The following is a 22,938-nucleotide window of genomic DNA, read 5'->3' as shown; positions in this document are numbered from 1 at the left end:
GGTCAGCGGGTGGTCAGGCCCTGGGACAGGTCGGTGGCCGTGGCCGTGTGGGAGCGGCGGGCGGCGGGACCGTAGCCGCCGCCACCGCCCGACTCGCAGCGCAGCACGTCCCCCGCGGTGACCGGCAGCGCGTTCACCTTGAGCATCTCGCGGGCGTCCGGAGTGCCCGGGTTGAGGGTGACGCGGGGCGGCACGCCCGGTTCGCCGCCCGCCAGGCCCCAGGCGGGGGTGACCGAGCGCTCGAACCAGAGCGACAGCGAGGTGTCCCCGCAGAACTCGTACTCGCGCACCACCCCGTTCCCGCCCCGCCACTGACCGGCCCCGCCGGTGTCGGGGCGGATCTCGTAGCGGCGCACCTGGACCGGGAACAGCGTCTCCAGCACCTCGATGGGCATGTCCCGCAGCGCGCCGTTGACGTTGTTGATCAGGCAGGTCTCGCCGTCGCCGCCGTCCCAGGCGCCCCAGCCGCCGACCGTGGCCTCCTGGGAGACGTACAGCTTGCCGGTACGCGGGTCCGTGCCGGTGAACTGCACGATCATCGAGTCCCCGTACGACGCCGCGGCCGCCTTGTCCGGCAGCACCGGCGCCAGCGCCTTGACCACCAGGTCGATGAGCAGCCCCAGATGCGAGTAGTAGTACTGGCAGGCGGCGGGCGACTCGGCGGCCAGCATGGAGCCGGGCCGGGTCTCGACCGACAGCGGGCGGAACGAGCCGCCGTTGAGCGGCACGTCGCCCGAGACCAGCAGCTTGTAGCCGACGCGGACGGCGGCCACGGCCTGGGCCGCGCCGCAGTTGACCGGGCCGAGCGCCTGGTCGGCGCAGTCGGTCAGGTCGACGTGCATCGACTCGCCCGACACCGCGACCGTGACGTTGACGGGCAGCGGGGTGCCGAGGTCGATGCCGTCGTTGTCGAGGAAGCCGGAGGCCTCGTAGACGCCGTCGGGGATGGCCGCGATGGCCGCGCGTTCCATGCGCTCGGTCTGGGCGAAGATCTCGTCGCGGGCGGCCAGCACGGTGTCCAGGCCCCACCGGGACACGATCTCCTTCAGCCGCCGCTGGCCCGTCATGGCGCAGCTCACCTGGGCGCGCAGGTCGCCGAGCGTGGCGTGCGGGAAGCGTACGTTGCGGGCGATCACCTCGTGCAGGTCGCGGCAGGGCGCGCCGCCCGCGTACACCTTGACCGGGCCCATCCGCAGGCCCTCCTGGAAGATCGACGTGGAGTCCATGGAGCCGCCCGGGTCCTTGGAGCCGACGTCCAGCCAGTGCGCCCGCGACGCCGCGAAACCGGCCAATTCCCCGTCCACGAAGATCGGCCCGTAGACCGTGACGTCGTTGAGGTGCGTGCCGCCGATGTAGGAGTCGTTGAGCACCCACACGTCGCCCTCCCGCCAGACCTCCCGCCCGTACAGGCGCTCGGTCTCGCGGGTGCACACCTCCAGGTTGCCCAGGAAGATCGGCAGCCCGGACGACTGGCCCAGCACGTTGTGGTCGCGGTCGAGCAGCGCGACCGCGCAGTCCTTGGCCTCGTAGATGACGGGGGTGTAGGAGCTGCGGATGAGGGTGGTGTTCATGTCCTCGGCCGCCTGCAGCAGCGCGCAGCGGATGATCTCCGTGGTGACGGGGTCGATCACAGGTTCACCTTCACGATGAGGAAGCCGTTGGGGTCCACGGTGGCCATGCAGCCGGGCGGGATGACCGTCGTCGCGGTCTCCTCGACCACGATCGCGGGCCCGGTCAGCTCGCCGTCGAGGCTGGAGCGCCGCAGCACCGGGGTGCTGTGCACGGCCCCGTCGAAGATCACATCCCGTACGTACGCCGCCCGCTCCTCGGGGGCCTCCTGCGTGGCGGCGGCGGTGCGCGGGAACGAGCCCAGCCCGGTGCTGCGCAGCATGACGAACTCCACCGGCGCCTCCGGGGTGGCGTGCCCGTAGCGGCCGGTGTGCGCCTCGGCGTAGCGGGCCGCGATCGTCTCCAGGAACCCGGGCTCGGCGGGCTCGGCCGCGTCGCGCAGCGGGATGGTCAGCGTGTAGTCCTGGCCCTCGTAGCGCATGTCCACGGCGTGCTCGACCCGGTGCCGCTCCTCGGGAACGCCCTGGGCGGAGAGCGCCGCCAGGGCATCTTCCTCCAAGATCACGAAATTTCGGGACATGTCGGGGCCGTCGAGCGTGTCCTGCGACCGGAAGTACGGATGCGTCAGATCCCGGCGTACGTCGGCCTCCAGCATCCCCCACGCCGAGAACGCCCCCGGGAAGCGCGGCACCACCACCTCGGAGATCCCCAGCTCGCGCGCGATGAACACGGCGTGCATCGCCCCCGCGCCCCCGAACGCCACCAGCGCGAACTCCCGCGGCTCGATCCCGTGCTCCACGGTCAGCGTACGGATCGCCTGCGCCATCTTGGCGTTGGCCACGTCGCAGATCCCCTCGGCCAGCAGCAGCGGATCCATGTCCAGCTCGTCGGCCAGCGTGGCCACCGCCGTGCCCGCCGCCTCCACGTCCAGCGTCATCAGCCCGCCCGCGAACCAGGCCGGGTCCACCCGGCCGAGCGCCACGTTCGCGTCGGTCACCGTGGCCCGCGTGCCGCCCCTGCCGTAGCAGGCCGGCCCGGGCAGGGCCCCGGCCGACTCGGGCCCGACCCGCAGCGCGCCCGCCTCGGCGTACGCGATCGAGCCGCCGCCCGCGCCGATCGTGTGCAGGTTCACGATGGGCATGAGCACCGGGTAGCCCTCGATGCGGGCCTCGGCGCTGACGTCCGGCCGCCCGTTCACCACGAGCGACACATCGAACGACGTCCCGCCCATGTCGATGCAGATCGCGTTCTCCCTGTCCATGAACCGGGCCGCCGCGACCCCGCCCATCGTGCCGCCCACCGGGCCGGACAGCAGCGTCTGCAACGGCCTGCGCATCGCGTAGGAGGCGTTCACCAGCCCGCCCGACGACTGCATCACGTGCACCGGCACCGCCAGCCCCCGCTCGGCGAAGCGCCGCTCGATCCTGGCCAGGTAGCGGCGCACCACGGGCCCGGTGTACGCCTCCAGCACCGCCGACGAGGTCCGCTCGTACTCGCGCCACTCCCGCGCCACCTCGTGGGAGAGCACGACCAGCACGTCGTCGCCCAGCTCCGCGCGCAGGATCTCGCCGGCCCGCAGCTCGTGCGCCGGGTTCGCGTAGGAGAACAGCAGGCACACGGCCACCGCGTCGAACCCCTCCTCCCGCGCGCGCCGCGCCGCTGCCCGCACCGACTCCTCGTCGAGCGGCTGGAGTTCGCGTCCCAGGTAGTCGAGCCGGCCGCCGGCCTCCATGACGTCCTGGCGCGGGACCAGCGGCGCGGGCTTGCGGTAACGCAGGTCGAACATGCGGTCGCGGTTGCCCCTGGCGATCTGGTAGACGTCCCGGCCGCCCTGACCGGCCAGCAGCAGCACCCGGGCGCCCTTGCGCTCCAGCAGCGCGTTGAGCCCCTGCGTGGTGCCGTGCACGAAGAACGAGATCTCGGCCGGATCCTCGACGACCCGGCCCAGCGCGGCGAACACCCCCTCGGCCAGGTCTCCCGGAGTGGTGGGCGCCTTCGAGGCGGTGACCGTCCCGCTGCGTTCGTCGTAGCAGACGACGTCGGTGAAGGTGCCGCCGATGTCCATGGCGACGCGATAGCTCATGCGCTGCACCGTACGCCGACGGGGACGCCGCCCGCATGTGCGGCCCGCACAGGAGAAGGGCCCTCCCAGTGCATCACGCACGGCACGGAGAGGCAGCGTGCGGGCTCAGCGGAGGAGGACGTGGCAGGCGAGTTGCAGAGCCAGGCGGGTGGCGGCGTCGTCCAGGTCGAAGCCCGCGGACTTGATGCGCTCCAGACGGGTCGTGATCGTGTTGCGGTGCACGCCCAGCCGCTCGGCCGCCTTCAGCGCGCCGCCCTCGTCAAGGACGGCGGCCAGCGTCTCCAGCAGAGTACCGTCCTTGTCGACCGCCAGCAGCGGCCGCAGCACGACGGTGGCCGGGGTGCGCAGGACGCCGGTCGGCAGCGCGCCCAGCAGTTCGGCCGGGCCCATCCGATCCGCTCGCGCCACCGTGCCCGGTCCCGCCACGAACGCCGCCGCCTCGGCTCCCAGCAGCGACTCCTCGACCGACCGCAGGCCCTCCACCCGCGCGCCGATCCCGGCGGCGCACGGCCAGGGCATCGTCCGCAGGCAGCGGCGGAGGCGTTCGGCCAGCTCGCCGGGGTCCAGCGCCGACCATCCCGCCCAGCCCTCGCCGCGCGGCAGCACGGGCACCTGGCCCACGGCCGCGGCGATGAGCGTCCCGGCCAGCGCGGCGTCTCCCGCCTCCGCCGTCGGCCGGACCTGGTAGGCGGTCAGCGCGCCCTCGACGGGCCAGCCCAGCGCGATCGCCTCCGACCTCGCCCCGCCCTCCTCCGGCTCCCCGGGCTCCTGCTGGGCGTCGGCGAGCAGGCGTTCGGCCAGGGCGCGCCGCAGGGCGAAGTCGCGGGAGGCGCGCAGCCGCTCCTGCGCGGCCCAGGCGGTCAGCGGGGCCACCGCCAGTCTCAGCACGGTACGGACGGCTGCCGGCCATCCGGGCGACCGGGACGACCCGCCGGCCACGAGCGTGCCCAGCACGCCGCCGTCCAGATCGGGCACCTCCACCTCGGCCGACCAACGCGCCCCCACCCCACCACCTGCCCGGGCACCCCCTTCGGGCGGCCCGTCGCGGTCCGGCCCTCGGCCATCGGCGCCCTGGGCCTCCGTGCTCAGGCGGGCGATGCCCGGCCGGTCGACGGCGCGGGCCCCGGCCAGGTGCCGGCCGTACCGGTCGATGAGGGTCACCGAGGTGCCGGGCAGCTCGGCGTTCAGGACGCCCAGCACGCGGCGGGCCGAGGGCCCCGCCTCGGCCAGGCGGGTGGCGCAGCGGGCCACGAGCTGGGTGCGGGCCGCCTCCGGGCGGGCGGCGGCCGAGGCGACCCGGACCGCGACGATGAGCGGATCCTCGTCCACGAAGATCAGCGTGACGCCGAGCCGTTCCGCCAGCACCTCGCCGGAGCCCTCGCTCAGCCCGCCCGCCGGCGCGATCACGCACGCCGCCGCCTGCTCCCATGCCCGCCGGGTGGCCATCTCGACGGCCCACCCGCCGCTGGCCGCCGTCCCGATGAGGACCACCGCCGTGTGCGGCGCCACCGTCCCGAACACCGACAGCTCGTCCACGATCCGCACCTGGTGCACGGGGTTCTCGCCCGAGCCGTACATCCTGGCCCCGGCCAGCGGCCCGGCGTTGACCAGCTCGGCCACCGTGACCGGCGCCTCCCACCCCGCCCGCGGCCCCGTCACAGCGGGATCCCGAACGCCTGCAGCCCGCCCAGCCGCTGCCCCCGATCCGTGTGCCACACCGGTGCGGCCTTCACGACCATGACGTCCACCTCCAGGCCGGGCACCGCCTTGTCGACGTCCACGACCATCCCGTCGGCCGTGGAGATCATGCAGATCTGGTCCGGCGTCATCGCCACCGCGGCCCCGTCGGCCAGGGCGAGCACGATCTCGTTGTGGGCCTCCAGCCGTACCAAACGGCGCAGCCCCTCCGTCTCCTGCACCACGATGCTCGATGGCAGCGACGGCAGCGACACGTCGGCGCCGTGCCCGGTGCTGCCCTCCACCGTCAGGATCCGCCCCCTGCACAGGGTCCGCACGCCGAACGGCGCCGCGGTCGAGCGGGGCGCGCCGGGCTCGCCCGCCCGCAGCAGCAGGCTCACCGTCCCGGGCACGAGCACCCGTGCCAGGTCGCCGGCCGCCATCGGGTAGCAGGCCGCCACCGCCCACCCGCCGACCGACAGCACGACGGGGCGCATCAGTTCCTCCACCCGGTCGCCGGCCGTCTCCAGCAGCACCAGCTCACCCGACCCGCCCGCCAGCGCCAGGGGCGCCGGGCTCATCCCGCCCAGCGCGTACGTCGTCTGCTCCAGCAGCGGGAACACCCGTCCCGTGCCGTCGCCGTCCACCAGCGGCACCCCCAGCTGGGCCGCCGCGATGAGCGGGACGAGGGCGTTCTCGGCGGCCAGGTTGAGCGCGACCACGGCCCCGGCCCGCTCCCCCAGCCTGCGCTCCAGCGCCCGCACGGCACGGGCGGGCTCGTCGCCCCTCGGCAGCTGCTCCCCCAGCGCGGTCGTGGACCCGACCAGGCTGACCGCCACGCACAACGTGTCCGTGGCCAGCCCTTCGGCCGTCACCAGCTCGACGCCCGGCCCGATCAGCGAGCCCGCCCAGTCGAGGGTGAGGGTGTGCGCCGACTCCGCCGCGCCGGTCGCGAACATCCTCGCCCCGGCCGAGAGCCGCGCGAGCCCGTCCTCGTCGATCACCACGGCCCCGAGCGGATTCATGGGCGGATTCATGGGCGGGTTCATGGCATCGTCCCCTCGGCCGTCACCCGCACCCGGTAGAGCCCGTCCGGCAGGTACGACAGCGGGTTCACGGTCGTCTCCGCGATCCTGGCCGAGCCGGGCAGGGCGCCCGCGCTGACCACGCGGGTGAGCGCCTCGTCCCTGGCGTCCTGGAGCACCCGGTCCAGCTCCGCCCGCCCCCGCGCCTGCACGATCCGCTCCACCTGCGCCTCCGGCCGCCCGATCGCCGCCCCGTACGCCGCCGCCACCTCGCCGGGGACGCCGGGGAGCACCGCCCGCCCGCGCGCCAGGCTCGCCGTCCCGCCCAGGTCGCAGGCCAGCGGGTAGCGCCGGAAGTAGTGGGCCGACACCAGCCCGCCGCCCGACCTGGCGAAGAACACGGGCACCCCCGGCAGCTCCCGGGCCGCCTCGTCGGCGATCCGCCCCGTCTCGGGGCCGAGCGCCGCGTTGCGGATCGTGGCCTCCTCGCGCTCGCGCAGCCCCGGATGGCCGAACTCGTACGACAGCGTGATCCGCGCCCGCGGCACCTCGGCCGCGATGATCGCGGCCACGGCCAGCTCGTGGTCGGCCAGCATGGGGGAGCCGGTCGCGGTCACCGCGAAGTCGGTCAGCCCGCACGTGGCGGCGAAGCGCCGGACCGCCTCGGTGTCCAGCGGCGCCAGCACGCGCCCGGTGAGGCTGTGGCCGCCGCGCACGATCGTGGCCGTCCCGGAGCCGACGCGCGGCCGCAGCGCCTCGGGGCACGGCCCGCCCACCCGGATCGCCGCCACCGCGGCGGTGGGCACGTCGCCCAGGTCCACGGCCACGCACGCCCGCGCCGCCGCGCGGGCGGCGGCGCGGCTCACCGGCCACTCGGGCGCGCCGTCCCTGACGGCCACCAGCACCGGCGAGGGCCGTACGAGGGCGACGCCGAGGATCACTCCAGCTCGCGTCCTTCGGTCTCCGGCAGCGGCACGGCCAGCAGCGCCGTGGCCACCATGAACGCGTTGATGATCAGCATGGTAGCGGTGAACCCGGTGGCGTGGGCCAGCAGCGCCCCCACCGCCGACGGCGCGACCGTGGTTGCCACGAGCTGCGCGGCCGTGGCCCACGAGTAGCCGGTGCCGCGCAGGGCGGTCGGGTAGAACTCGCCGTTCCAGGTGTTCCAGACGCCCCAGGCGCCGAGGCTGAAGAACGACAGCACGAAGTTGCCGAGGTACAGTCCGGTGGTCGAGGAGGCGGTGGCGAACCAGAGCCCGCCCAGCAGCGCCGCCACGACGTAGACGAGGAACACCTTCTTGCGGCCGAACCGGCCGGTCAGCAGGGAGGCGCTCACGTACCCGGGGATCATCATCAGCGCGCTCAGCGCCGCGAAGCCGAGCGAGGCCGACAGCGTCAGGCCCTTCTGCTGCAGCAGCGTCGGCAGCCACGTCTGCAGGCCCCAGTAGCCCCAGTTGAAGACGAAGTTCAGCAGCAGCATGACCACGGTGATCCGGGCGAGCCCGCCGCGGAACAGGTCCAGCGGCCGGCCCACCCTCTCGCTCGCCACCGTGAACGTGGCGTCGGCGTCGGGGCTGTTCAGCGTGCGCAGCACCGCGCGCGCCTCCTCCTGGCGGCCCCGGGCGGCCAGCCAGTACGGCGACTCCGGCACCCACGCCCGGATCGCGAACGCCCACAGCCCCGCCGCCGCGCTGGCGATCACCACGACGTGCCAGCCCAGGCCGCCCAGCGTCGTCGAGGCCCCGATCGCGGCCAGCATGCCGATCGGCCACCCGATCGACAGGTAGACCGCCGCCCGCCCGCGCGAGCGGGTCGGCAGCAGCTCCAGGAAGTAGGGGAAGGTGATCGTGTAGACGCCGGCCAGCGCCAGCCCGGAAGCCACCCGCAGCGTCACCAGCACCGGCATGTTCGGCGCGAACGCCGAGGCGAGCGCGATCACCCCGTACGCCAGCAGCGACCAGAACGCGACCGGCTTGCGACCGACGCGGTCGGCCACCGGCCCCCACACCAGCACGCCGGGGATCATGCCGAAGGCGACCGCCGACAGCACGACGCCGACCCCGGCCTCGTCGATCCCGAGGGCGGTGCCGAGGTCGCCGGAGACGTAGACCAGGGCGAGCTGCTCCCACGACTCGATGACGAACGCGATGAACAGCGCGAGCGCGATGAGCACGTGCCTGCGGGTGAACGGCATCCGATCGAATGCCGCGCCGATGGGGATCGTTCGGGAGTCGACGGCGGTCATGGAAGCTCCTCGGAGGGGGGCGCTGAATATGGCCGCACCATAAAGCCGCCCTCGTCCGGCGGCCCTGTGCATGCCGCACCGGCGGGCCGCACGATCTGTGCGGCCCGCCCTGCGTCAGGGGCGGGCGGCGTAATAAGGGCCCCGGGGGAACCGCCGCGGGCGCGTAGATCAAGACTCGATCCACCGCCGCAGCGTGGTCGTGGCCAGTGTCATGGCCGTCTTGCAGGCGTTCGTGTCGCGCAGCTTGTCGAGCATGACGAAGTCGTGCACGATGCCGGCCATCCGCACCGCCGTCACGTCGTTGCCCAGCTCGCGCAGCCGCGCCGCGTACAGCTCGCCCTCGTCGCGCAGCACGTCCGCCTCGCCCGTGATGATCAGCGCGGGCGGCAGGCCGCGCAGCTCCTCCGACCGGGCCCGCAGCGGCGAGGCGTGACTCTCGCCCCGCTGGGAGGACTCGGGGGTGTACTGGTCCCAGAACCACTTCATGCCGTCGCGGTTGAGGTAGTAGCCGGAGGCGAACTGCCGGTAGGACTCGGTGTCGAAGCTCGCGTCCGTGACCGGGTAGAACAGGCACTGCCCGCGCAGCTGCACGAAATTGAGCTTCCTGGCCATCATGGCCAGCACGGTCGCCATGTTGCCGCCGACCGAGTCCCCGCACACCGCCATCCGCGCCGGGTCCAGGTCCTTCTCCTTGCCGTGCTCCGACACCCAGCGGGCCGCGACGTAGTTCTGCTGGATCTGCGTGGGGTACTTCGCCTCGGGAGCGCGGTCGTACTCGGGGAAGACGACGGCGGCGCCGCAGCGCACGGACAGCTCCCGCACCAGCCGGTCGTGGGTGTGGGCGGAGCCGAACACCCAGCCCGCGCCGTGGATGTAGAAGATGACCGGCATGGTCCCCGTGGCGCCCTTGGGCCTGACGATCCGGACCGGCACCAGGCCGGTCGGGCCGCCCTGGACCTGGATCCACTCCTCGTCGATCTCCGGCCTGGGCACGTTCGGGTCCGACTGGAGCCGCTCCAGCGCCTCGCGACCGTCCTCGGGCGGCAGCTCGTAGATGAACGGGCGCCGGGCGGTGGCGTCCGCGAACTCCTGCGCCGCCGGCTCCAGGACGACCCGCTTGATCATTGTGGTCACGATGACCCCCCGGTGAATGTCACGCCGAGGGATTTGTGCCTATTCGCACCTCCAGACCACCGCCCAAAATCGTCAAATTCCCCCCAAAATGGTCACTCCCGTCGCAGCTCGTGCGCCAGCTCCTCCAGCTCCGCCCCGCCCGCCATGAGCGCGGTCAGCTCCTGCGTGGTGATGTCGGCCTTGCCGTACTCGCCCACACTGGCACCCCGGTTGAGCAGCAGGAACCGGTCGCCCACCGGGTAGGCGTGGTGGGGGTTGTGGGTGATGAAGACCACGCCGAGCCCGCGGTCGCGGGCCCTGGCGATGTACCGCAGCACCACCCCGGCCTGCTTGACCCCCAGCGCGGAGGTGGGCTCGTCGAGGATGAGGACGCGGGCGCCGAAGTAGACGGCCCTGGCGATGGCCACCGACTGCCGCTCGCCGCCGGACAGCGTGCCGACCGGCTGGTCCACGTCGCGGATGTCGATGCCCATGGCCCGCAGCTCCTCGCGGGCGACCTTCCTGGCCTTGGCCACGTCGAAGGCCAGGCCCTTCGTCGGCTCCGAGCCGAGGAAGAAGTTCCGCCAGACCGACATGAGCGGGATCATCGCCAGGTCCTGGTAGACGGTCGCGATGCCGCGGTCGAGCGCGTCGCGGGGGCTGGCGAAGCGCACCTCCTGGCCGTCCACCAGCAGCGAGCCGGCGTCGTGCTGGTGCACCCCGGCGAGGATCTTGATGAGCGTGGACTTGCCGGCGCCGTTGTCGCCGAGCACGCAGGTCACCTCGCCGGCCCGCACGCCCATCGACACCTCGCGCAGCGCCAGCACCGACCCGAACGTCTTGCCGATGCCCCTGGTCTCCAGAATCAATGCTTCACCTCCTCGGCGTACCGCCTGACCAGGCGGTTGGCCAGCGTCGCCAGCAGCAGCATCGCTCCCAGGAAGAACTTGAACCAGTCGGCGTTCCAGCCCAGGAACACGATGCCCTTGTCGGCCATGCCGAAGATGACCGCGCCGATGGCCGCCCCGATCGCGGAGCCGTACCCGCCGGTGAGCAGGCAGCCGCCGATGACGGCGGCGATGATGTAGATGAACTCCTGCCCGATGCCGATGTTGGCCTGCACGGAGGTGTAGCGCAGCGCGAGGATCGAGCCGACCAGCCAGGCGGCGAACGCCGTCGTCATGAACAGGGCGATCTTGGTACGGGCGGCGGCCACGCCGACCGCGCGGGCGGCCTGCTCGTTGCCGCCCACCGCGAAGATCCAGTTTCCGGCCTTGGAACGCATGAGCACCCAGGTGGCCACGGCGGTCACCAGGATCCACCACAGGATCGCCACCCGGAACGAGGTCCCGCCGATCTGGATCGTCCCGGCGAGGATCGCGTTCGCGGCCTCGAAGCCGGAGGCCCGGCGCAGGCCGCTGACCTGCACCGTCCCGGTGATGGCCTTGGTGACGCCGAGGTTGAGGCCCTGCAGCATGAGGAACGTGCCCAGCGTGACGATGAAGCTGGGCAGCCTGGTCCTGGTGACGACCAGGCCGTTGGCCAGCCCGATGGCCAGCGCCACGACCAGCCCGACGAGCATCGCCGCCCACACGCTGAACCCGTAGCGGGTGGCCAGCGTGACCAGGATCAGCCCGCTCGTGCCGGTCAGCACGCCGGCCGACAGGTCGAACTCGCCGCCGATCATGAGCAGCGCGACCGCGACGGCCATGATGCCGAGGGTGGCGGCCGGGTCGAGCCAGTTCGCGATGCCGTCCAGGGACCGGAACACCGGCGACTGGGAGGCGAAGAACACGAACACCACGACCAGCCCGACCACCGCGCCCAGCTCGGGCCGGATCAGCAGCCGGCGGGCCAGACCGACGTCGGCGACCCGCTCGTCGGCCGCCAGGGTCATCGCGTGCCCGCCTCGGCCAGCTTGGCCACCTGCTCGGCGTTGTCCTTGGTCACGAAGCCCGGCCCGGTGTTGACGGGCAGGCCGCCGCCGACGGTGTTGAGGTTGTTCTTGTACAGGTTGAGGAACGTGATCGGCAGGTAGCCCTGCAGGTACTGCTGCTGGTCCACGGCGAACAGGATCTCCCCGTCCTTGATCGCGCTCACCACGTCGCCCGACAGGTCGAACGTGGCCAGCTTGGCCGGCGAGCCCGAGTCCTTGATGGCGTCCCTGGCGGCGATCGCGACGGCCGGGTTGAGCGCGAGCACGCCGTTGACCTGCTTGTCCGACTGGAGCTTGGCGGTGACCTTGGAGGTGACGTCGGCCAGGTTGCTCACGTCGACCTGCAGCCGCTCGACCGTGCCGCCCAGCGTCTGCTCGGCGCCCTTGCAGCGCTGGTCGAGGCCGACGTTGCCGGCCTCGTGGATGACGCAGAGCAGCTTGGTGACGCCGGCGGCCTTGAGCTGCTCGCCCGCGCCGCGCCCGGCCACGTCCTCCGACTGCCCGACGTGCGTGATCGCGCCGAACGCCTTGGAGGAGTCGGCGCCCGAGTTGATGGTGACCACCGGGATCTTCGCCGCGACGGCCTTGCCGATGGCCTCCTTGAGCGCGTCGGGGTTGGCCATGGAGACCACGATGCCGTCCACCTTCTCGGAGACGGCCTGGTCGATGAGCTGCGACTGTTTGGCGGGGTCGCCGTCACCCTGGTAGGTGACCTTCACTCCGTACTGTTTGCCCGCGGCCTCGGCGCCGTTCTTGACCACGTCCCAGAAGGAGTCGCCGGCGCCTGCGTGGGTGATGACGGCGAAGCTGGCGCTCGCGGCGGCCGGGGCTGCGGCGGAGCTCGCGGCGGGAGCGCTCTGCGCGCTCTGCCCTCCCGAGGAGGAGCAGCCGCTCACGGCGAGCGCGCCCAGCAGGGCCAGCACGATCGGGGTACGTCTCATAGGACACCTCCAAGACCAACGGGCTCGCCCTGGTTCTACCTCAATATCATTTCTATGTATAGACATGCGGACTTGTTCACACTAGAACGGAATCTTACGTTCCGATATACTGGCGGGTATGACGAGCGCACCCATGAGCGGCCGCAAGGCGCAGGCCGCCCGCAACGACGAGTTGATCCTGCAGGCGGCCCGGGCGGTCTTCACCGCCGACCCCGGCGCCCCCATCGCGGCCGTGGCCGAGAAGGCGGGCGTCGGGATCAGCGCGCTCTACCGCCGTTACCCCAGCAAGGAGGCGCTGCTGCAGAAGCTGTGCGGCGACGGTCTCCAGCTCTACAGCGAGGTGACCGAGCGGTCGCTGGCCCAGGAAGGCGACCCGTGGGAGGCGTTCGCCGCCTACCTGCGCGGCATCGTGGACGCCGACACCAACTCCCTGACGATCAAGCTGGCGGGCACGTTCACGCCGACCGAGGAGCTGGGCCGCGCCGCGGTCCGGGCCTCGTCGCTGGCCACCGAGGCGCACCGCCGGGCCGTGGAGGCCGGCGTGCTGCGGCCGGACGTGACCACGGCGGACATCGCGCTGCTGTTCGAGCAGCTGGCCTCGATCAAGCTCGGCGACGAGGAGCGCACCGCACAGCTGCGCCACCGCTACCTGGCGCTCGTGATGGACTCGCTGCGGGTGCCGCCGGCGCACCGGGAGCTGCCGGGCCCTCCCCCCGTGGACGAGGAGCTGTCGGTGCGCTGGTACCCGTCCTAACCCTCCGGGCCGGCCAGGCGGCTCGCCAGCGCCACGGTGCGGCGGGCCCGGGCGACGATGGGGGCGTCCACGAAGCGGCCGTCGGGTAGCGCGACCGCGCCGAGGCCCGCGCGCTCGGCCTGCTCGGCCGCCTCAACGATCTCCGCGGCCCTGGCCGTCTCCTCCTCCGAGGGACGGAACGCCCGCCTGATCACGGGGATCTGGCGGGGGTGGATGGCGGTCCTGCCGAACATGCCGAGCCTGCGGCCCGCCAGGCAGGAGGCCAGCAGGCCGGCCTCGTCCTTGACGTTCGGGTAGACGGCCATGGGCACCTGCGGCAGGCCGGCCGCCGCCGCGGCGAGCACCACCTGGAGCCGCAGGTGGTCCATGGCCCGCTCGTCGGTGATGGCCAGCTCGGCGGACAGGTCCTGCTCGCCGAGCGCCACGCCGGCGACCTTCGGGTGCGCCGCGATCTCGCGCGCCGCGACGATCCCGGCCGCCGACTCCAGCAGCGCGTACGCCGGAGCGCCGGTGACCGCGTCGAGCACGGCCACGGACTCGACCTTGGGCAGCCGCACGGCGTCGGCGAGCTCCCCGACGGCCTCGAGGTCGGCCAGCCCCCGCCCGGTGGCCAGGTCGTTGACCCGCACGTGCACCCGCGCCTCCCCCTCGGAGCCGCGACGGGCGCGCAGGTAGGCGACGGCGTTGGCGCGGGCCTCGTCCTTGCGGGCGGGCACGACCGCGTCCTCGAGGTCGATGATGACGACGTCCGCCCCGGAGGCGACGGCCTTGTCGAAGCGCTCGGGCCGGTCGCCGGGCACGTACAGCCAGGTGACGTTCACGCGATCACGCCCTCTTCGCGCAGGGCGGCGATCGCCTCGCCGGTGTAGTCGAGCTCCGCGAGCACCTCGTCGGTGTCGCGCCCGAGCCGCCGTCCCGGCCAGCGGATCTCTCCGGGCGTGTCCGACAGGCGGAACAACACGTTCTGCAGGGTGACCGAGCCGAGCTCCTCGTCCGGCACCTCCACGAACGTCTCCAGCGCCGCGTACTGCGGGTCCTCGGCGATGTCGGAGACGTCGTAGATGGGCGCGATCGCGGCCTGCGCCTCCTCGAAGCGGGCGATGACCTCGTCGGCGTCCCGCTCGGCGATCCAGGACGCGACGGCCTCGTCCAGCTCGTCCACGTGCCGCACGCGCCCGGCGCCGCTGGCGAACCACGGCTGCTCCACCAGGTCGGGCCGCCCCACCAGGGCGACCACCCGCTCGGCGACGGGCTGGGCGCTGGTGGAGATGGCCAGCCACCGCCCGTCACGGGTCCGGTACGTGTTGCGCGGCGCGTTGCTGCTGGACCGGTTGCCGGTGCGGCGCGGCACGACGCCCAGCGCCTTGTACGCCGTCATCTGCGGCCCCAGGATGCCCAGGATCGGCTCGATGATCGCCAGGTCGATGACCTGCCCCCGCCCGCTCTGCTCCCTGGCGCGCAGGGCCACCATGATCGCGTACGACATGGCCAGGCCCGCGATGCCGTCGGCGAGGGCCAGCGGCGGCAGCGTGGGCGGCCCGTCGGGCTGCCCGGTCATGGCCGCGAACCCGCTCATCGCCTCGGCCAGCGTCCCGAACCCCGGCTGCTTGGCCATCGGCCCGAACTGCCCGAACCCGGTCATCCGCGCCACGATCAGCCGCGGGTTGAGCTCGAGCAGGTCTTCGGGGGCGAGGTTCCAGCGTTCCAGGGTGCCGGGACGGAAGTTCTCGATCAGCACGTCGGACCGCTCGGCCAGGCGGCGCAGGATCCCCTGGCCGTCGGGGTGCGACAGGTCCACGGCCGCCGTGCGCTTGTTGCGCGCGAGCGTCTTCCACCACAGCCCCACGCCGTCCACGGACGCGCCGTGCCCGCGCGACGGGTCGCCGCGCCGGGGATGCTCGATCTTGATCACGTCGGCGCCGAAGTCGCCCAGCATCATCGCGGCGGAGGGACCGGCGAACAGGGTCGCCGCGTCGATGACCCGAAGGTCTGCGAGGCTCGTCATAGGTATGTAACTTATAAGAAATATGTCATAGGTCAATCTATGGAAAATGGGGACATGTCGCCTACTGAGCCGCGGCCGCCGATGAGCAAGGCCGAGTACGTCTACAGCGTGCTGCTCGACGAGATCCGCACCGCGCGGATCCCGGGCGGCACGGCGCTGCGGGCCGGGGAGGTGGCCCGCCGGCTGGGCGTGTCGGTCACCCCCGTGCGCGAGGCGCTGCGCAGGCTGGAGAAGGACCGGCTGATCAGCTACGAGGCGCATCACGGCGCGACCGTCGTGGACCTCGGCGACGAGGCCCTGGCCGAGTACTACGGCCTGCGCGCAGTGGTCGAGGGCCTGGGCGCGCGCCTGGCGGCGGGCCGGATCACCCCGGAGGAGCTGGCCGGGCTGCGCGAGCTGCACGCGTCGATGGCCGAGGACGCCGCGCACGGCAGGCACGACCGGCTCGGGGAGCAGAGCGTTCGATTCCACCTGCGCATCGTGGACATCGGCGGCCCGGCCTTCCTGGGCGCGCACGCCAGGTCGGTGCGCACCAGCGTCCCGGTGCCCGCCGACGCGTCGCTGTGGCTGGACGAGGCCCAGGTGCGGGCCCAGCTCGACGCGCACGAGGGCATCCTGGCCGCGCTGGCGGCCGGCGACGCCGAAGCCGCCGAACGCATCATGATCGACCACGTGCGCCGGGCCGGGGATTACCGGCAACAGCACTGACCGAATACGTACGTCACGGCCGCCGATGACAAAAATCAGCGTTCGGCCCTGCTCTATTGCAACTCGATTACACCTGTTGCACGATGGCCACTCAAGTGGTCTGGCACCCGAGGGGGCAGGGACTGTGGCGGACGCGTGGATACTGCATCCCGACTACCGGACCCCTCCGGTCCCCGCAGCCGCCGGCATCGTCCCGGGCCCCTGGCGGCACCCCGACGACGACCAGATCATGAACGGCACCTACGAGCGGCCCCTTCCCCACCGGCGGGTCGAGGTCGTCACCATCTGGTACGGCTACGCGCTCAGCCACTGGAGCGGGCCGCGCATGCCGCGGTTCAGCAGCCCGCTGGTGTCGGCCTGGAACCCGGTGCTGGCCCAGGGGCTGGCCGTCGACCCGGGCTCCCCCTCGCCTTACCACGACGAGCTGTGGTGCGACCGGTGGATCGCCGACGCCCTGCTGTACGGGCGCAAGCCGTACGGGGCGTTCACGCTGCCCGCGGCCGAGGCGCTGCGCTGGTTCGCCAAGAGCGGCGGCACCGGCCTCGTCTACCACGCCGAGCCGGTCGGCGGGCTGATCAGGGTCGTGGCGGGCACGGCCGAGCGCTACGCGCAGCTGTTCGACCTGGATGCGCTGATCGCCGACTACCGCGGCGCGCTGCCGCCCGACCTGGCCGAGCCGGAGGTGGCGGCGCTGGAGGCGCACGGCGGCCACTCCCCCGCGCTGCACTACATCCTCAGCGAGAACGGCGAGGCCCGCTTCGCCCGGGCGCCGCTGTCGGTCCGCGGCCTCACCCTCGGATACCCTCCACGGGAGACGGCCGCCCGCATTGCCGCCGCGGCCCTTTCGTGACCGCACCCACCACCGGAGCGCCGCCGTGACCGCGAGACCCATGCCGGGCGTCAAAGGGGTCCTGTTCGACCTCGACGGCACCCTGTTCGACCACCGTGGCGCCGCCGACGCCGCGATCATCGCGTGGGTGACGGCGCACTCCCCCGGTCATCCGCGCCTGGACGAGGTACCCGCGCTCTGGGCCGGCTTGGAGGCGGTGTACCTGGCGATGTGGCAGGCGGGCGAGTGCTCCGCGCAGGAGCAGCGGCGCCGCCGTCTGCGCGCGCTCTGCCAGGAACTGGCCGTGCCGGCGCCCGGCGACCTGGACGCCGCCTACGCGGACTTCGGCGAACGCTACCGGCAGGGCTGGATCGCCTACCCGGACGCGGCGGGGGCGGTGGCGGAGCTGGGCGGGTTCGCGCTCGGGGTGCTGACGAACGGGGTGCTGCCGATGCAGGAGGCGAAGGTCCGCACGATCGGGCTGGCCGACCTGGTCGGGCCGGTGCTGACGGGCGAGGTGCTGGGCGGCCACTTCAAGCCGTCACCCGCCTCCTACACCGGCGCCGCCGCGGCGCTGGGGCTGGCGCCGGAGCAGGTGCTGCTGGTGGGCGACGACGTGATCAACGACGTGACGGGGCCGGCGGCGACCGGGATGCGCTCGGTCTGGCTCGACCGGCTCGGGGTCGAGCCGCCACCCGCCGGCTTCCCGCGCATCACCTCACTGACCGAGCTCCCGCGGCTGCTTCGCTAGCGGCGTCACCGGGGCGCCAGCTCGGCCAGCACCGAGCCGTCCAGGTCGAAGCCGCCTACATGCGCCAGGTAGGACCCCTGTGCCAGCGGGTCGCCGAGGTAGACGCCGCCCGCCTGGCGCACCAGCAGCGCCCCCGCGGCCACGTCCCAGGGGTGGGCGCGGGTGCCGTAGGCGGCGTCCGACCAGCCGGCGGCGACGTGCGCGAGCTTGAGCGCGGCGCTGCCCGGCTTGCGCACGGCCGAGAAGGACTCCAGGAACCGGCCGTAGCGGCGCAGCGCCTCCTCGCCGTCCGCCTCCAGGTCCGCGGGCGTCGGATAGCTCGACAGCAGCATCGCCTCCCGGTCCCTCGTGGCTCCGGCGCTCCTCAACGGCGTGCCGTTGCACCAGGCCCCCTCGGTGGAGGCGCCGAACTCGTCCTCGCGTACGGGGTCGTACACCACGCCGGCGACCAGCTCGCCGCGCGCGGCCACCGCGATCGACACGCAGAAGAACGGCAGCCCGGCGGCGAAGTTGGCGGTGCCGTCGATGGGGTCGATGTACCAGACGAGGTCGCCGGAGCCGGTCGTGCCGCCCTCCTCGCCGACGATCACGCTCTCGGGCACCCGAGCGGCGATGACCGCGCGGATCGTCTCCTCGGCGGCGCGGTCGTGCTCGGTCACCGGGTCGTGGAAGTCCCGTTTGGTGGACACCTCGGGCCGGGATCTGAAGGCCTTGCGCAGCCGGGGCCCGACGGCTCTGGCCGCCTCGGTGGCGATGTCCAGCAGGTACGTCACGTCCATCTTCACTCCTGAAGCAGGGGAAAGGGCATCATGACCCTCTATGCCCACTTCGCCCGGCCCGGTTGTTTGTCAGGACATTCTGACCTGCGTTAAGCTGATCAGCATGACCGCGAATCTCGCCATCGACCTGGACCGATCCAGTCCCGTGCCGCTCTACTTCCAGGTGGCCGAGCAGATCGCCGAGGCCATCCGGCGAGGGGACCTGGCGCCCGGCTCCCGGCTGGACAACGAGATCCTGCTGGCCGACAAGCTGGGCCTGTCGCGGCCCACGATCCGCCAGGCCATCCAGTATCTCGTGGACAAGGGCCTGCTGGTGCGCAAGCGCGGCGTCGGCACCCAGGTCGTCCACGGGCAGGTCAAGCGCTCGGTGGAGCTGACGAGCCTCTACGACGACCTGCGCAGGGCGGGCCAGGAGCCGGCCACGCAGGTGCTGGCGCTGGAGCCGCGCCCGGTCGAGGAGGAGGTCGCCCAGATCCTGGGCGTGGAGGCGGGCGCGGAGATCCTCTATCTCGAGCGCCTGAGGTTCGCGGCCGGGGAGCCCCTGGCGGTGCTGCACAACTGGCTGCCGCTCGGCCTGGCCCAGCTCACCGCCGCCGACCTGGAGAGCCGCGGCCTGTACGAGCTGCTGCGCGCCGCAGGCGTGCGGATGCGGGTCGCCAACCAGCGGATCGGCGCGCGGGCCGCCACCCAGGCCGAGGCCAGGCTCCTGGACGAGCGCCGCGGCGCGCCGCTGCTGACCATGATCCGCACCACGTACGACGACCAGGGCCGGGCCGTCGAGCACGGCTCACACGTCTACCGGGCCTCGCACTACTCCCTCGAGGTCACTCTCATCGAGCGCTGAGGCGGCCCGCCGCTTCAGGTAGAGCGTGGTGCAGATCCCGAACACCACGGCCACCACGAGCCCCACCCACGAAAAGCCCTTCAGCCACTTCTCGGCGACGAGCCCGAGATAGAAGATCACCGTGGTGGTGCCGCCCGCCCACACGATCCCGCCGAGCACGTTGGCGACGGCGAACTTCCAGTACGGCATGCGCAGCGCCCCCGCCAGCGGCCCGGCCAGGATGCGCAGCAGCGCGATGAAGCGCCCGACGAAGACCGCCCACACCCCGAACCGCTGGAAATACCCTTCGGCCTTGGCGATGTGCCGGGGCCCGAAGTGCTTCGGGAAGCGCCGCCCGAGCCGCTCGAACAGGGGCGCGCCGCCCCTGCGCCCGATCGCGTAGCCCGCGGAATCCCCCAGGATGGCCCCGGCGCTGGCGCACGCACCGACCCAGAAGGGGTGCACCACGCCCTTGGAGGCCAGGATCGAGGCGCTGACCAGGACGATCTCGCCGGGCAGCGGGATGCCGAGGCTCTCGAACCCGATCACCAGCGCGACCATGGCGTAAAGCCAGCCGGCCGGGATCGCCTGCAACCATTCGTCGATATGCACGGCCGCAACCCTAGCGCCGTCACATCACCACAAGACCCGCGATCGAGACCTTCCTTCCGCACCGGACGGTCAGCGTTCGCTGTCCAGCATGGACATCTGCGCCTCGGCGTACCGCGAGCCGGCGGCGGCGCCCTCGGGGACGGCCGCCTCGATCGCCGCCAGGTCCTCGGCAGTCAGGCTCACGTCCAGCGCGCCCAGGGCCTCGGCCAGCCGCTCGCGCCGCCGCGCCCCGACGAGCGGGACGATCTCCCGGCCCCGGGCCAGCACCCAGGCGATGGCCAGCTGCGCGACCGTGGCCCCCTTGGCCTCGGCGAGACTCCGCAGCGCCTCCACCAGCGTGAGGTTGTGCGCCAGGTTGTCGCCGGAGAAGCGCGGGCTGGCGGCGCGGAAGTCACCGGCGACCACCTCGCGGTCCTTGGACCAGTGGCCGCTGAGCAGCCCCCTGGACAGCACCCCGTACGCGGTCACGCCGACGCCCAGCTCGCGGCAGGCCGGCAGGATGTCCCGCTCGATGCCCCTGGACAGCAGCGAGTATTCGAGCTGCACGTCGGCGATCGGGTGGACGGCGTGGGCCCGCCGGATGGTCTCGGCCCCGGCCTCGGACAGCCCGATGTGCCGCACGCGTCCCTTGGCGACCTCCTCGGCGATGGCGCCGACGGTCTCCTCGATCGGCACGGCCGGGTCGACCCGCGCGATCCGGTAGACGTCCACGTGGTCGGTGCCGAGGCGGCGCAGGGTGTAGGCGAGCGAGCTCTTGACGGCCGCGGGCCGGCCGTCGTAGCCGAGCCAGTTGCCGTCGTAGTCGCGCTGCGCCCCGAACTTCACGCTGATCCGCACGTCGTCGCGCGAGCGGCCGTCGAGCGCCTGGCGGATGAGGAGCTCGTTGTGGCCCATGCCGTAGAAGTCGCCGGTGTCGAGCAGCGTGATGCCGGCGTCGAGGGCGGCGTGGATGGTGGCGATGGACTCGGACGTGTCGGCCGGCCCGTAGAAGTCGGACATTCCCATGCAGCCCAGCCCGAGGTCGGACACGACTGGTCCGCCGGTTCCCAGAGTTCTCATACGGCCAGTATGCCTATTGGACTGACAGATTTCAATTTTTGTCAGCCCGTCCGAGCCGCTCGGCGTCGGCCCGGGAGGCCACGCGGACGAAGGTGAGATGCGCGTTGGCGGGATCCTCGGCGGCCCGCCGGTAGCGCTCCCGGTAGACGGCGTGCCGCTTCCAGGCGAACCGGATGATCGACTCGTCCTTGTCGAGGAGGAAGCGGAAGGATTCCCTGTTGCCGTTCCACAGCTCGGCGCCGGTGGCCATCCGGCGGAAGGTCCTGACCAGGAGCTGGCGCATGACCGCCGGCCTGGGCAGGTCGATCCAGACCACGGTGTCGGCCCGCGACCACACCAGGTCGCGTACGGCGGAGTAGTTGCCGTCGACCACCCAACCGTCGCCCGCCGTGAACGCGTCGACCTCGGCCCGGAACTCCTCCCGCGGGCGCGGCGTCCACCCCGCCATGTGGAAGACGGAGTCGAGCTCCAGCCACGGCACCCCCAGCCGCCCGGCCAGCGCGGCCGCCAGCGTCGACTTCCCCGACCCGGAGTTCCCCACCACGGACACGCGTCTCACCCGGCACAATCTACTGCCGGGCGGGCCGGCCAAAGGAGCCGCGCTCCACGTACAGCAAGTTCACGTGGGAGTGGCCGCAGCGCTTCGACGGGCTCGTCACATGCTGAGGTCCCCCGTCTCCATGTAGATCTCGTCGACCACCTCCACCTGGGCGTGGAAACCGTGCTCCCCGGTACGGGAGACGCCCAGGTCGAAGGCCCCCTCCACCGTGTCGCCCACCACGAGCCGCCGCCGCGGCGTGTCCACCCGGCCGAACGTCACCGGCACCGGACGCTCGAAGTCCGCGGGCGGCTCGCCGGTGACGCCGGGCTCGTGGCGCACGGTCCCCCGGACGAGGCGGACGGCGAGGACCTGGTCGAAGTCGGGGCGGGCGGTGATCTCGTGCGCGAGGTGCAGCCCGCCCGCCCGGCCGAAGCACAGGTAGCTCAGCGGCGCCTGGTCGTCGTGACGCGTCGCCGGGTCGAGCCGCCGGAAGAAGAAGACGCGCTTGATGCGCGCCGTGACGTCCTCGGCGATCGGGGTGCCGCCGCGCTCGAAGTGCCCCCGGAAGACGGTGCCCCGCACCGAGGTCCGCACCGGCCCGCCGTCGGGGTCGAGCTCCAGGATGTCGAACGGGTCCGGCACGAACGTGCGCAGGTCGTCGACCTTGCGCACCGCCTCGCGCACGTCGTCGCGGAACCCGACCTCCATGAGCACCTGGAAACGGTGCGCCGGGACGTGGAACATCGGCAGGTGCGAGAAATAGAGCGGGTCGTCGCCGAAGAGCAGCATTCCGTGGACGTCGAACGTCTCGGGCTGGGCCCGGTCATGGCCCTGGTCATGGCCCTGTTCATGGCCCTGTTCATGGCCCTGGTCGTGGTGCGCGTGCATGGTCGCCTCCGGTTTTCCGCTGGGCACCCAGTACAGCCCGGCGGCGCGATGAACGCCTGAGTACGGGCTACTCAATCGCCCCCGTGTAATCGGCGATCAAGTGACGTGCAATCCGTCCCGCGTACAACTCGGGAAACGCCTGCGGCGGGCGAGGAGAGGGCGGGGAGAGCGATGGGCACGGGACTGGGGCTGGCCATGGCGATCACGGGGGCGACGATGCTGGTCCTGGCGTGCGTCGGGCTGCCGTTCCTGATCGCCTCCTGGACCGGCCGGCAGCTCCTGGCCGCCGGCATCGCCGCGCAGGCGGTGATCGAGTCGATGGCCGACACCGGCGTGACGATCAACGGGCAGCCGCTCGTCAGCTTCGTCCTGGGCGTGCGGACGCAGGACGGGCAGGTGCACCGGGTCACGCACCGGCAGTCGCTGCCGCGCCTGCCCATGGGCATGGTCGTGCCCGGCGCGGTGGTGCCGGTCAAGGTGGATCCGCAGCGGCGCGACCGGGTGCGCATCGACTGGGCGTCCTGGCGCCCCGCCCCGTACGGCGCATAGGCGCCCAGCGCCAGACCGACCCGTCCGGTAGTTTCCGGACGGGTTACGTTC

24 protein-coding genes are annotated in these 22,938 nt (G+C 72.7%); 7 read left to right on the top strand and 17 right to left on the bottom strand.

The window, feature by feature from the left end; all coding sequences use genetic code 11:
* Window positions 1-2: 2 nt before the first annotated feature.
* The 10 genes from AB0L65_RS39910 to AB0L65_RS39865 form a co-directional block, all read right to left on the bottom strand.
* Entirely contained in the window at window positions 3-1,631 is a 1,629-nt protein-coding gene (locus AB0L65_RS39910) for a hydantoinase B/oxoprolinase family protein (protein ID WP_364256755.1), read from the bottom strand.
* On the bottom strand, window positions 1,628-3,652 hold the full coding sequence (locus AB0L65_RS39905; protein WP_364256752.1) for a hydantoinase/oxoprolinase family protein: 2,025 nt from the start codon (window positions 3,650-3,652) through the stop codon (window positions 1,628-1,630). The genes AB0L65_RS39910 and AB0L65_RS39905 overlap by 4 nt, the downstream gene beginning before the upstream one ends.
* A 105-nt stretch (window positions 3,653-3,757) precedes the next feature.
* Complete coding sequence (locus tag AB0L65_RS39900) at window positions 3,758-5,311, bottom strand: helix-turn-helix domain-containing protein (protein WP_364256749.1); 1,554 nt, start codon at window positions 5,309-5,311, stop codon at window positions 3,758-3,760.
* Window positions 5,308-6,354: a DUF917 domain-containing protein gene (locus tag AB0L65_RS39895; RefSeq protein WP_364256746.1), complete on the bottom strand. Its 1,047-nt coding sequence runs from the start codon at window positions 6,352-6,354 to the stop codon at window positions 5,308-5,310. The genes AB0L65_RS39900 and AB0L65_RS39895 overlap by 4 nt, the downstream gene beginning before the upstream one ends.
* Before the next feature lie 20 nt (window positions 6,355-6,374).
* The gene (locus AB0L65_RS39890) at window positions 6,375-7,295 is read right to left on the bottom strand and encodes a hypothetical protein (RefSeq protein ID WP_364256743.1); all 921 of its coding nucleotides are present in this window, start codon (window positions 7,293-7,295) and stop codon (window positions 6,375-6,377) included.
* Window positions 7,292-8,599, bottom strand: a complete 1,308-nt coding sequence (locus tag AB0L65_RS39885; protein WP_364256740.1) for an MFS transporter — start codon at window positions 8,597-8,599, stop codon at window positions 7,292-7,294. Before AB0L65_RS39885 ends, AB0L65_RS39890 begins: the two co-directional genes overlap by 4 nt.
* Before the next feature lie 168 nt (window positions 8,600-8,767).
* Window positions 8,768-9,724 (bottom strand): alpha/beta hydrolase, encoded by a 957-nt coding sequence (locus tag AB0L65_RS39880; protein WP_364256869.1) that lies wholly within the window; start codon window positions 9,722-9,724, stop codon window positions 8,768-8,770.
* Between the two features lie 101 nt (window positions 9,725-9,825).
* Window positions 9,826-10,581, bottom strand: coding sequence for an ATP-binding cassette domain-containing protein (locus tag AB0L65_RS39875; protein WP_364256737.1), 756 nt, complete (start codon window positions 10,579-10,581; stop codon window positions 9,826-9,828).
* Window positions 10,578-11,609 (bottom strand): ABC transporter permease, encoded by a 1,032-nt coding sequence (locus AB0L65_RS39870; protein ID WP_364256734.1) that lies wholly within the window; start codon window positions 11,607-11,609, stop codon window positions 10,578-10,580. Before AB0L65_RS39870 ends, AB0L65_RS39875 begins: the two co-directional genes overlap by 4 nt.
* Entirely contained in the window at window positions 11,606-12,589 is a 984-nt protein-coding gene (locus AB0L65_RS39865; protein ID WP_364256731.1) for a sugar ABC transporter substrate-binding protein, read from the bottom strand. The genes AB0L65_RS39870 and AB0L65_RS39865 overlap by 4 nt, the downstream gene beginning before the upstream one ends.
* A 118-nt stretch (window positions 12,590-12,707) precedes the next feature.
* Between AB0L65_RS39865 and AB0L65_RS39860 the strand changes: the two genes are divergently transcribed.
* A complete protein-coding gene (locus tag AB0L65_RS39860; protein ID WP_364256728.1) occupies window positions 12,708-13,343 on the top strand; it encodes a TetR/AcrR family transcriptional regulator in 636 nt (211 codons plus the stop codon).
* Here AB0L65_RS39860 and AB0L65_RS39855 read toward each other — a convergent pair.
* Both AB0L65_RS39855 and AB0L65_RS39850 read right to left on the bottom strand, forming a co-directional pair.
* On the bottom strand, window positions 13,340-14,164 hold the full coding sequence (locus AB0L65_RS39855; protein WP_364256725.1) for a CoA ester lyase: 825 nt from the start codon (window positions 14,162-14,164) through the stop codon (window positions 13,340-13,342). The genes AB0L65_RS39860 and AB0L65_RS39855 overlap by 4 nt on opposite strands.
* On the bottom strand, window positions 14,161-15,348 hold the full coding sequence (locus tag AB0L65_RS39850; RefSeq protein WP_364256722.1) for a CoA transferase: 1,188 nt from the start codon (window positions 15,346-15,348) through the stop codon (window positions 14,161-14,163). Before AB0L65_RS39850 ends, AB0L65_RS39855 begins: the two co-directional genes overlap by 4 nt.
* A 54-nt stretch (window positions 15,349-15,402) precedes the next feature.
* Between AB0L65_RS39850 and AB0L65_RS39845 the strand changes: the two genes are divergently transcribed.
* From AB0L65_RS39845 to AB0L65_RS39835, 3 genes are all read left to right on the top strand, one after another.
* Complete coding sequence (locus AB0L65_RS39845; protein ID WP_364256719.1) at window positions 15,403-16,056, top strand: GntR family transcriptional regulator; 654 nt, start codon at window positions 15,403-15,405, stop codon at window positions 16,054-16,056.
* A 124-nt stretch (window positions 16,057-16,180) separates the two neighbouring features.
* The gene (locus AB0L65_RS39840; protein ID WP_364256716.1) at window positions 16,181-16,906 is read left to right on the top strand and encodes a hypothetical protein; all 726 of its coding nucleotides are present in this window, start codon (window positions 16,181-16,183) and stop codon (window positions 16,904-16,906) included.
* Window positions 16,907-16,931: 25 nt separating this feature from the next.
* Window positions 16,932-17,636, top strand: a complete 705-nt coding sequence (locus tag AB0L65_RS39835) for an HAD family hydrolase (RefSeq protein ID WP_364256713.1) — start codon at window positions 16,932-16,934, stop codon at window positions 17,634-17,636.
* Between the two features lie 5 nt (window positions 17,637-17,641).
* Here AB0L65_RS39835 and AB0L65_RS39830 read toward each other — a convergent pair whose 3' ends face one another.
* Window positions 17,642-18,415, bottom strand: a complete 774-nt coding sequence (locus AB0L65_RS39830) for an inositol monophosphatase family protein (protein WP_350731948.1) — start codon at window positions 18,413-18,415, stop codon at window positions 17,642-17,644.
* 103 nt (window positions 18,416-18,518) lie between these two features.
* Between AB0L65_RS39830 and AB0L65_RS39825 the strand changes: the two genes are divergently transcribed.
* Window positions 18,519-19,259 (top strand): GntR family transcriptional regulator, encoded by a 741-nt coding sequence (locus AB0L65_RS39825; protein WP_192785521.1) that lies wholly within the window; start codon window positions 18,519-18,521, stop codon window positions 19,257-19,259.
* Here AB0L65_RS39825 and AB0L65_RS39820 read toward each other — a convergent pair.
* The 4 genes from AB0L65_RS39820 to AB0L65_RS39805 form a co-directional block, all read right to left on the bottom strand.
* Window positions 19,203-19,850, bottom strand: a complete 648-nt coding sequence (locus tag AB0L65_RS39820) for a DedA family protein (protein WP_350731945.1) — start codon at window positions 19,848-19,850, stop codon at window positions 19,203-19,205. The genes AB0L65_RS39825 and AB0L65_RS39820 overlap by 57 nt on opposite strands.
* Before the next feature lie 69 nt (window positions 19,851-19,919).
* Window positions 19,920-20,909, bottom strand: a complete 990-nt coding sequence (locus AB0L65_RS39815; protein ID WP_364256710.1) for an aldo/keto reductase — start codon at window positions 20,907-20,909, stop codon at window positions 19,920-19,922.
* 31 nt (window positions 20,910-20,940) lie between these two features.
* On the bottom strand, window positions 20,941-21,468 hold the full coding sequence (locus AB0L65_RS39810) for a hypothetical protein (protein ID WP_364256708.1): 528 nt from the start codon (window positions 21,466-21,468) through the stop codon (window positions 20,941-20,943).
* A gap of 96 nt (window positions 21,469-21,564) precedes the next feature.
* A complete protein-coding gene (locus AB0L65_RS39805; protein WP_364256705.1) occupies window positions 21,565-22,239 on the bottom strand; it encodes a hypothetical protein in 675 nt (224 codons plus the stop codon).
* Window positions 22,240-22,242: 3 nt separating this feature from the next.
* Between AB0L65_RS39805 and AB0L65_RS39800 the strand changes: the two genes are divergently transcribed.
* Both AB0L65_RS39800 and AB0L65_RS39795 read left to right on the top strand, forming a co-directional pair.
* Window positions 22,243-22,398 carry a hypothetical protein gene (locus tag AB0L65_RS39800; protein ID WP_364256702.1) on the top strand — a complete coding sequence of 52 codons (156 nt, stop codon included), beginning with the start codon at window positions 22,243-22,245 and terminating at the stop codon, window positions 22,396-22,398.
* 111 nt (window positions 22,399-22,509) lie between these two features.
* Window positions 22,510-22,887 (top strand): DUF3592 domain-containing protein, encoded by a 378-nt coding sequence (locus AB0L65_RS39795; RefSeq protein WP_364256699.1) that lies wholly within the window; start codon window positions 22,510-22,512, stop codon window positions 22,885-22,887.
* Window positions 22,888-22,938: the final 51 nt, after the last annotated feature.

The organism is Nonomuraea sp. NPDC052116 (genome assembly GCF_040680035.1).
GTDB classification, from domain to species: domain Bacteria; phylum Actinomycetota; class Actinomycetes; order Streptosporangiales; family Streptosporangiaceae; genus Nonomuraea; species Nonomuraea angiospora_A.
Note: the sequence above shows the minus strand (reverse complement) of the source record. Positions and strands in the feature narration are given on the sequence as shown.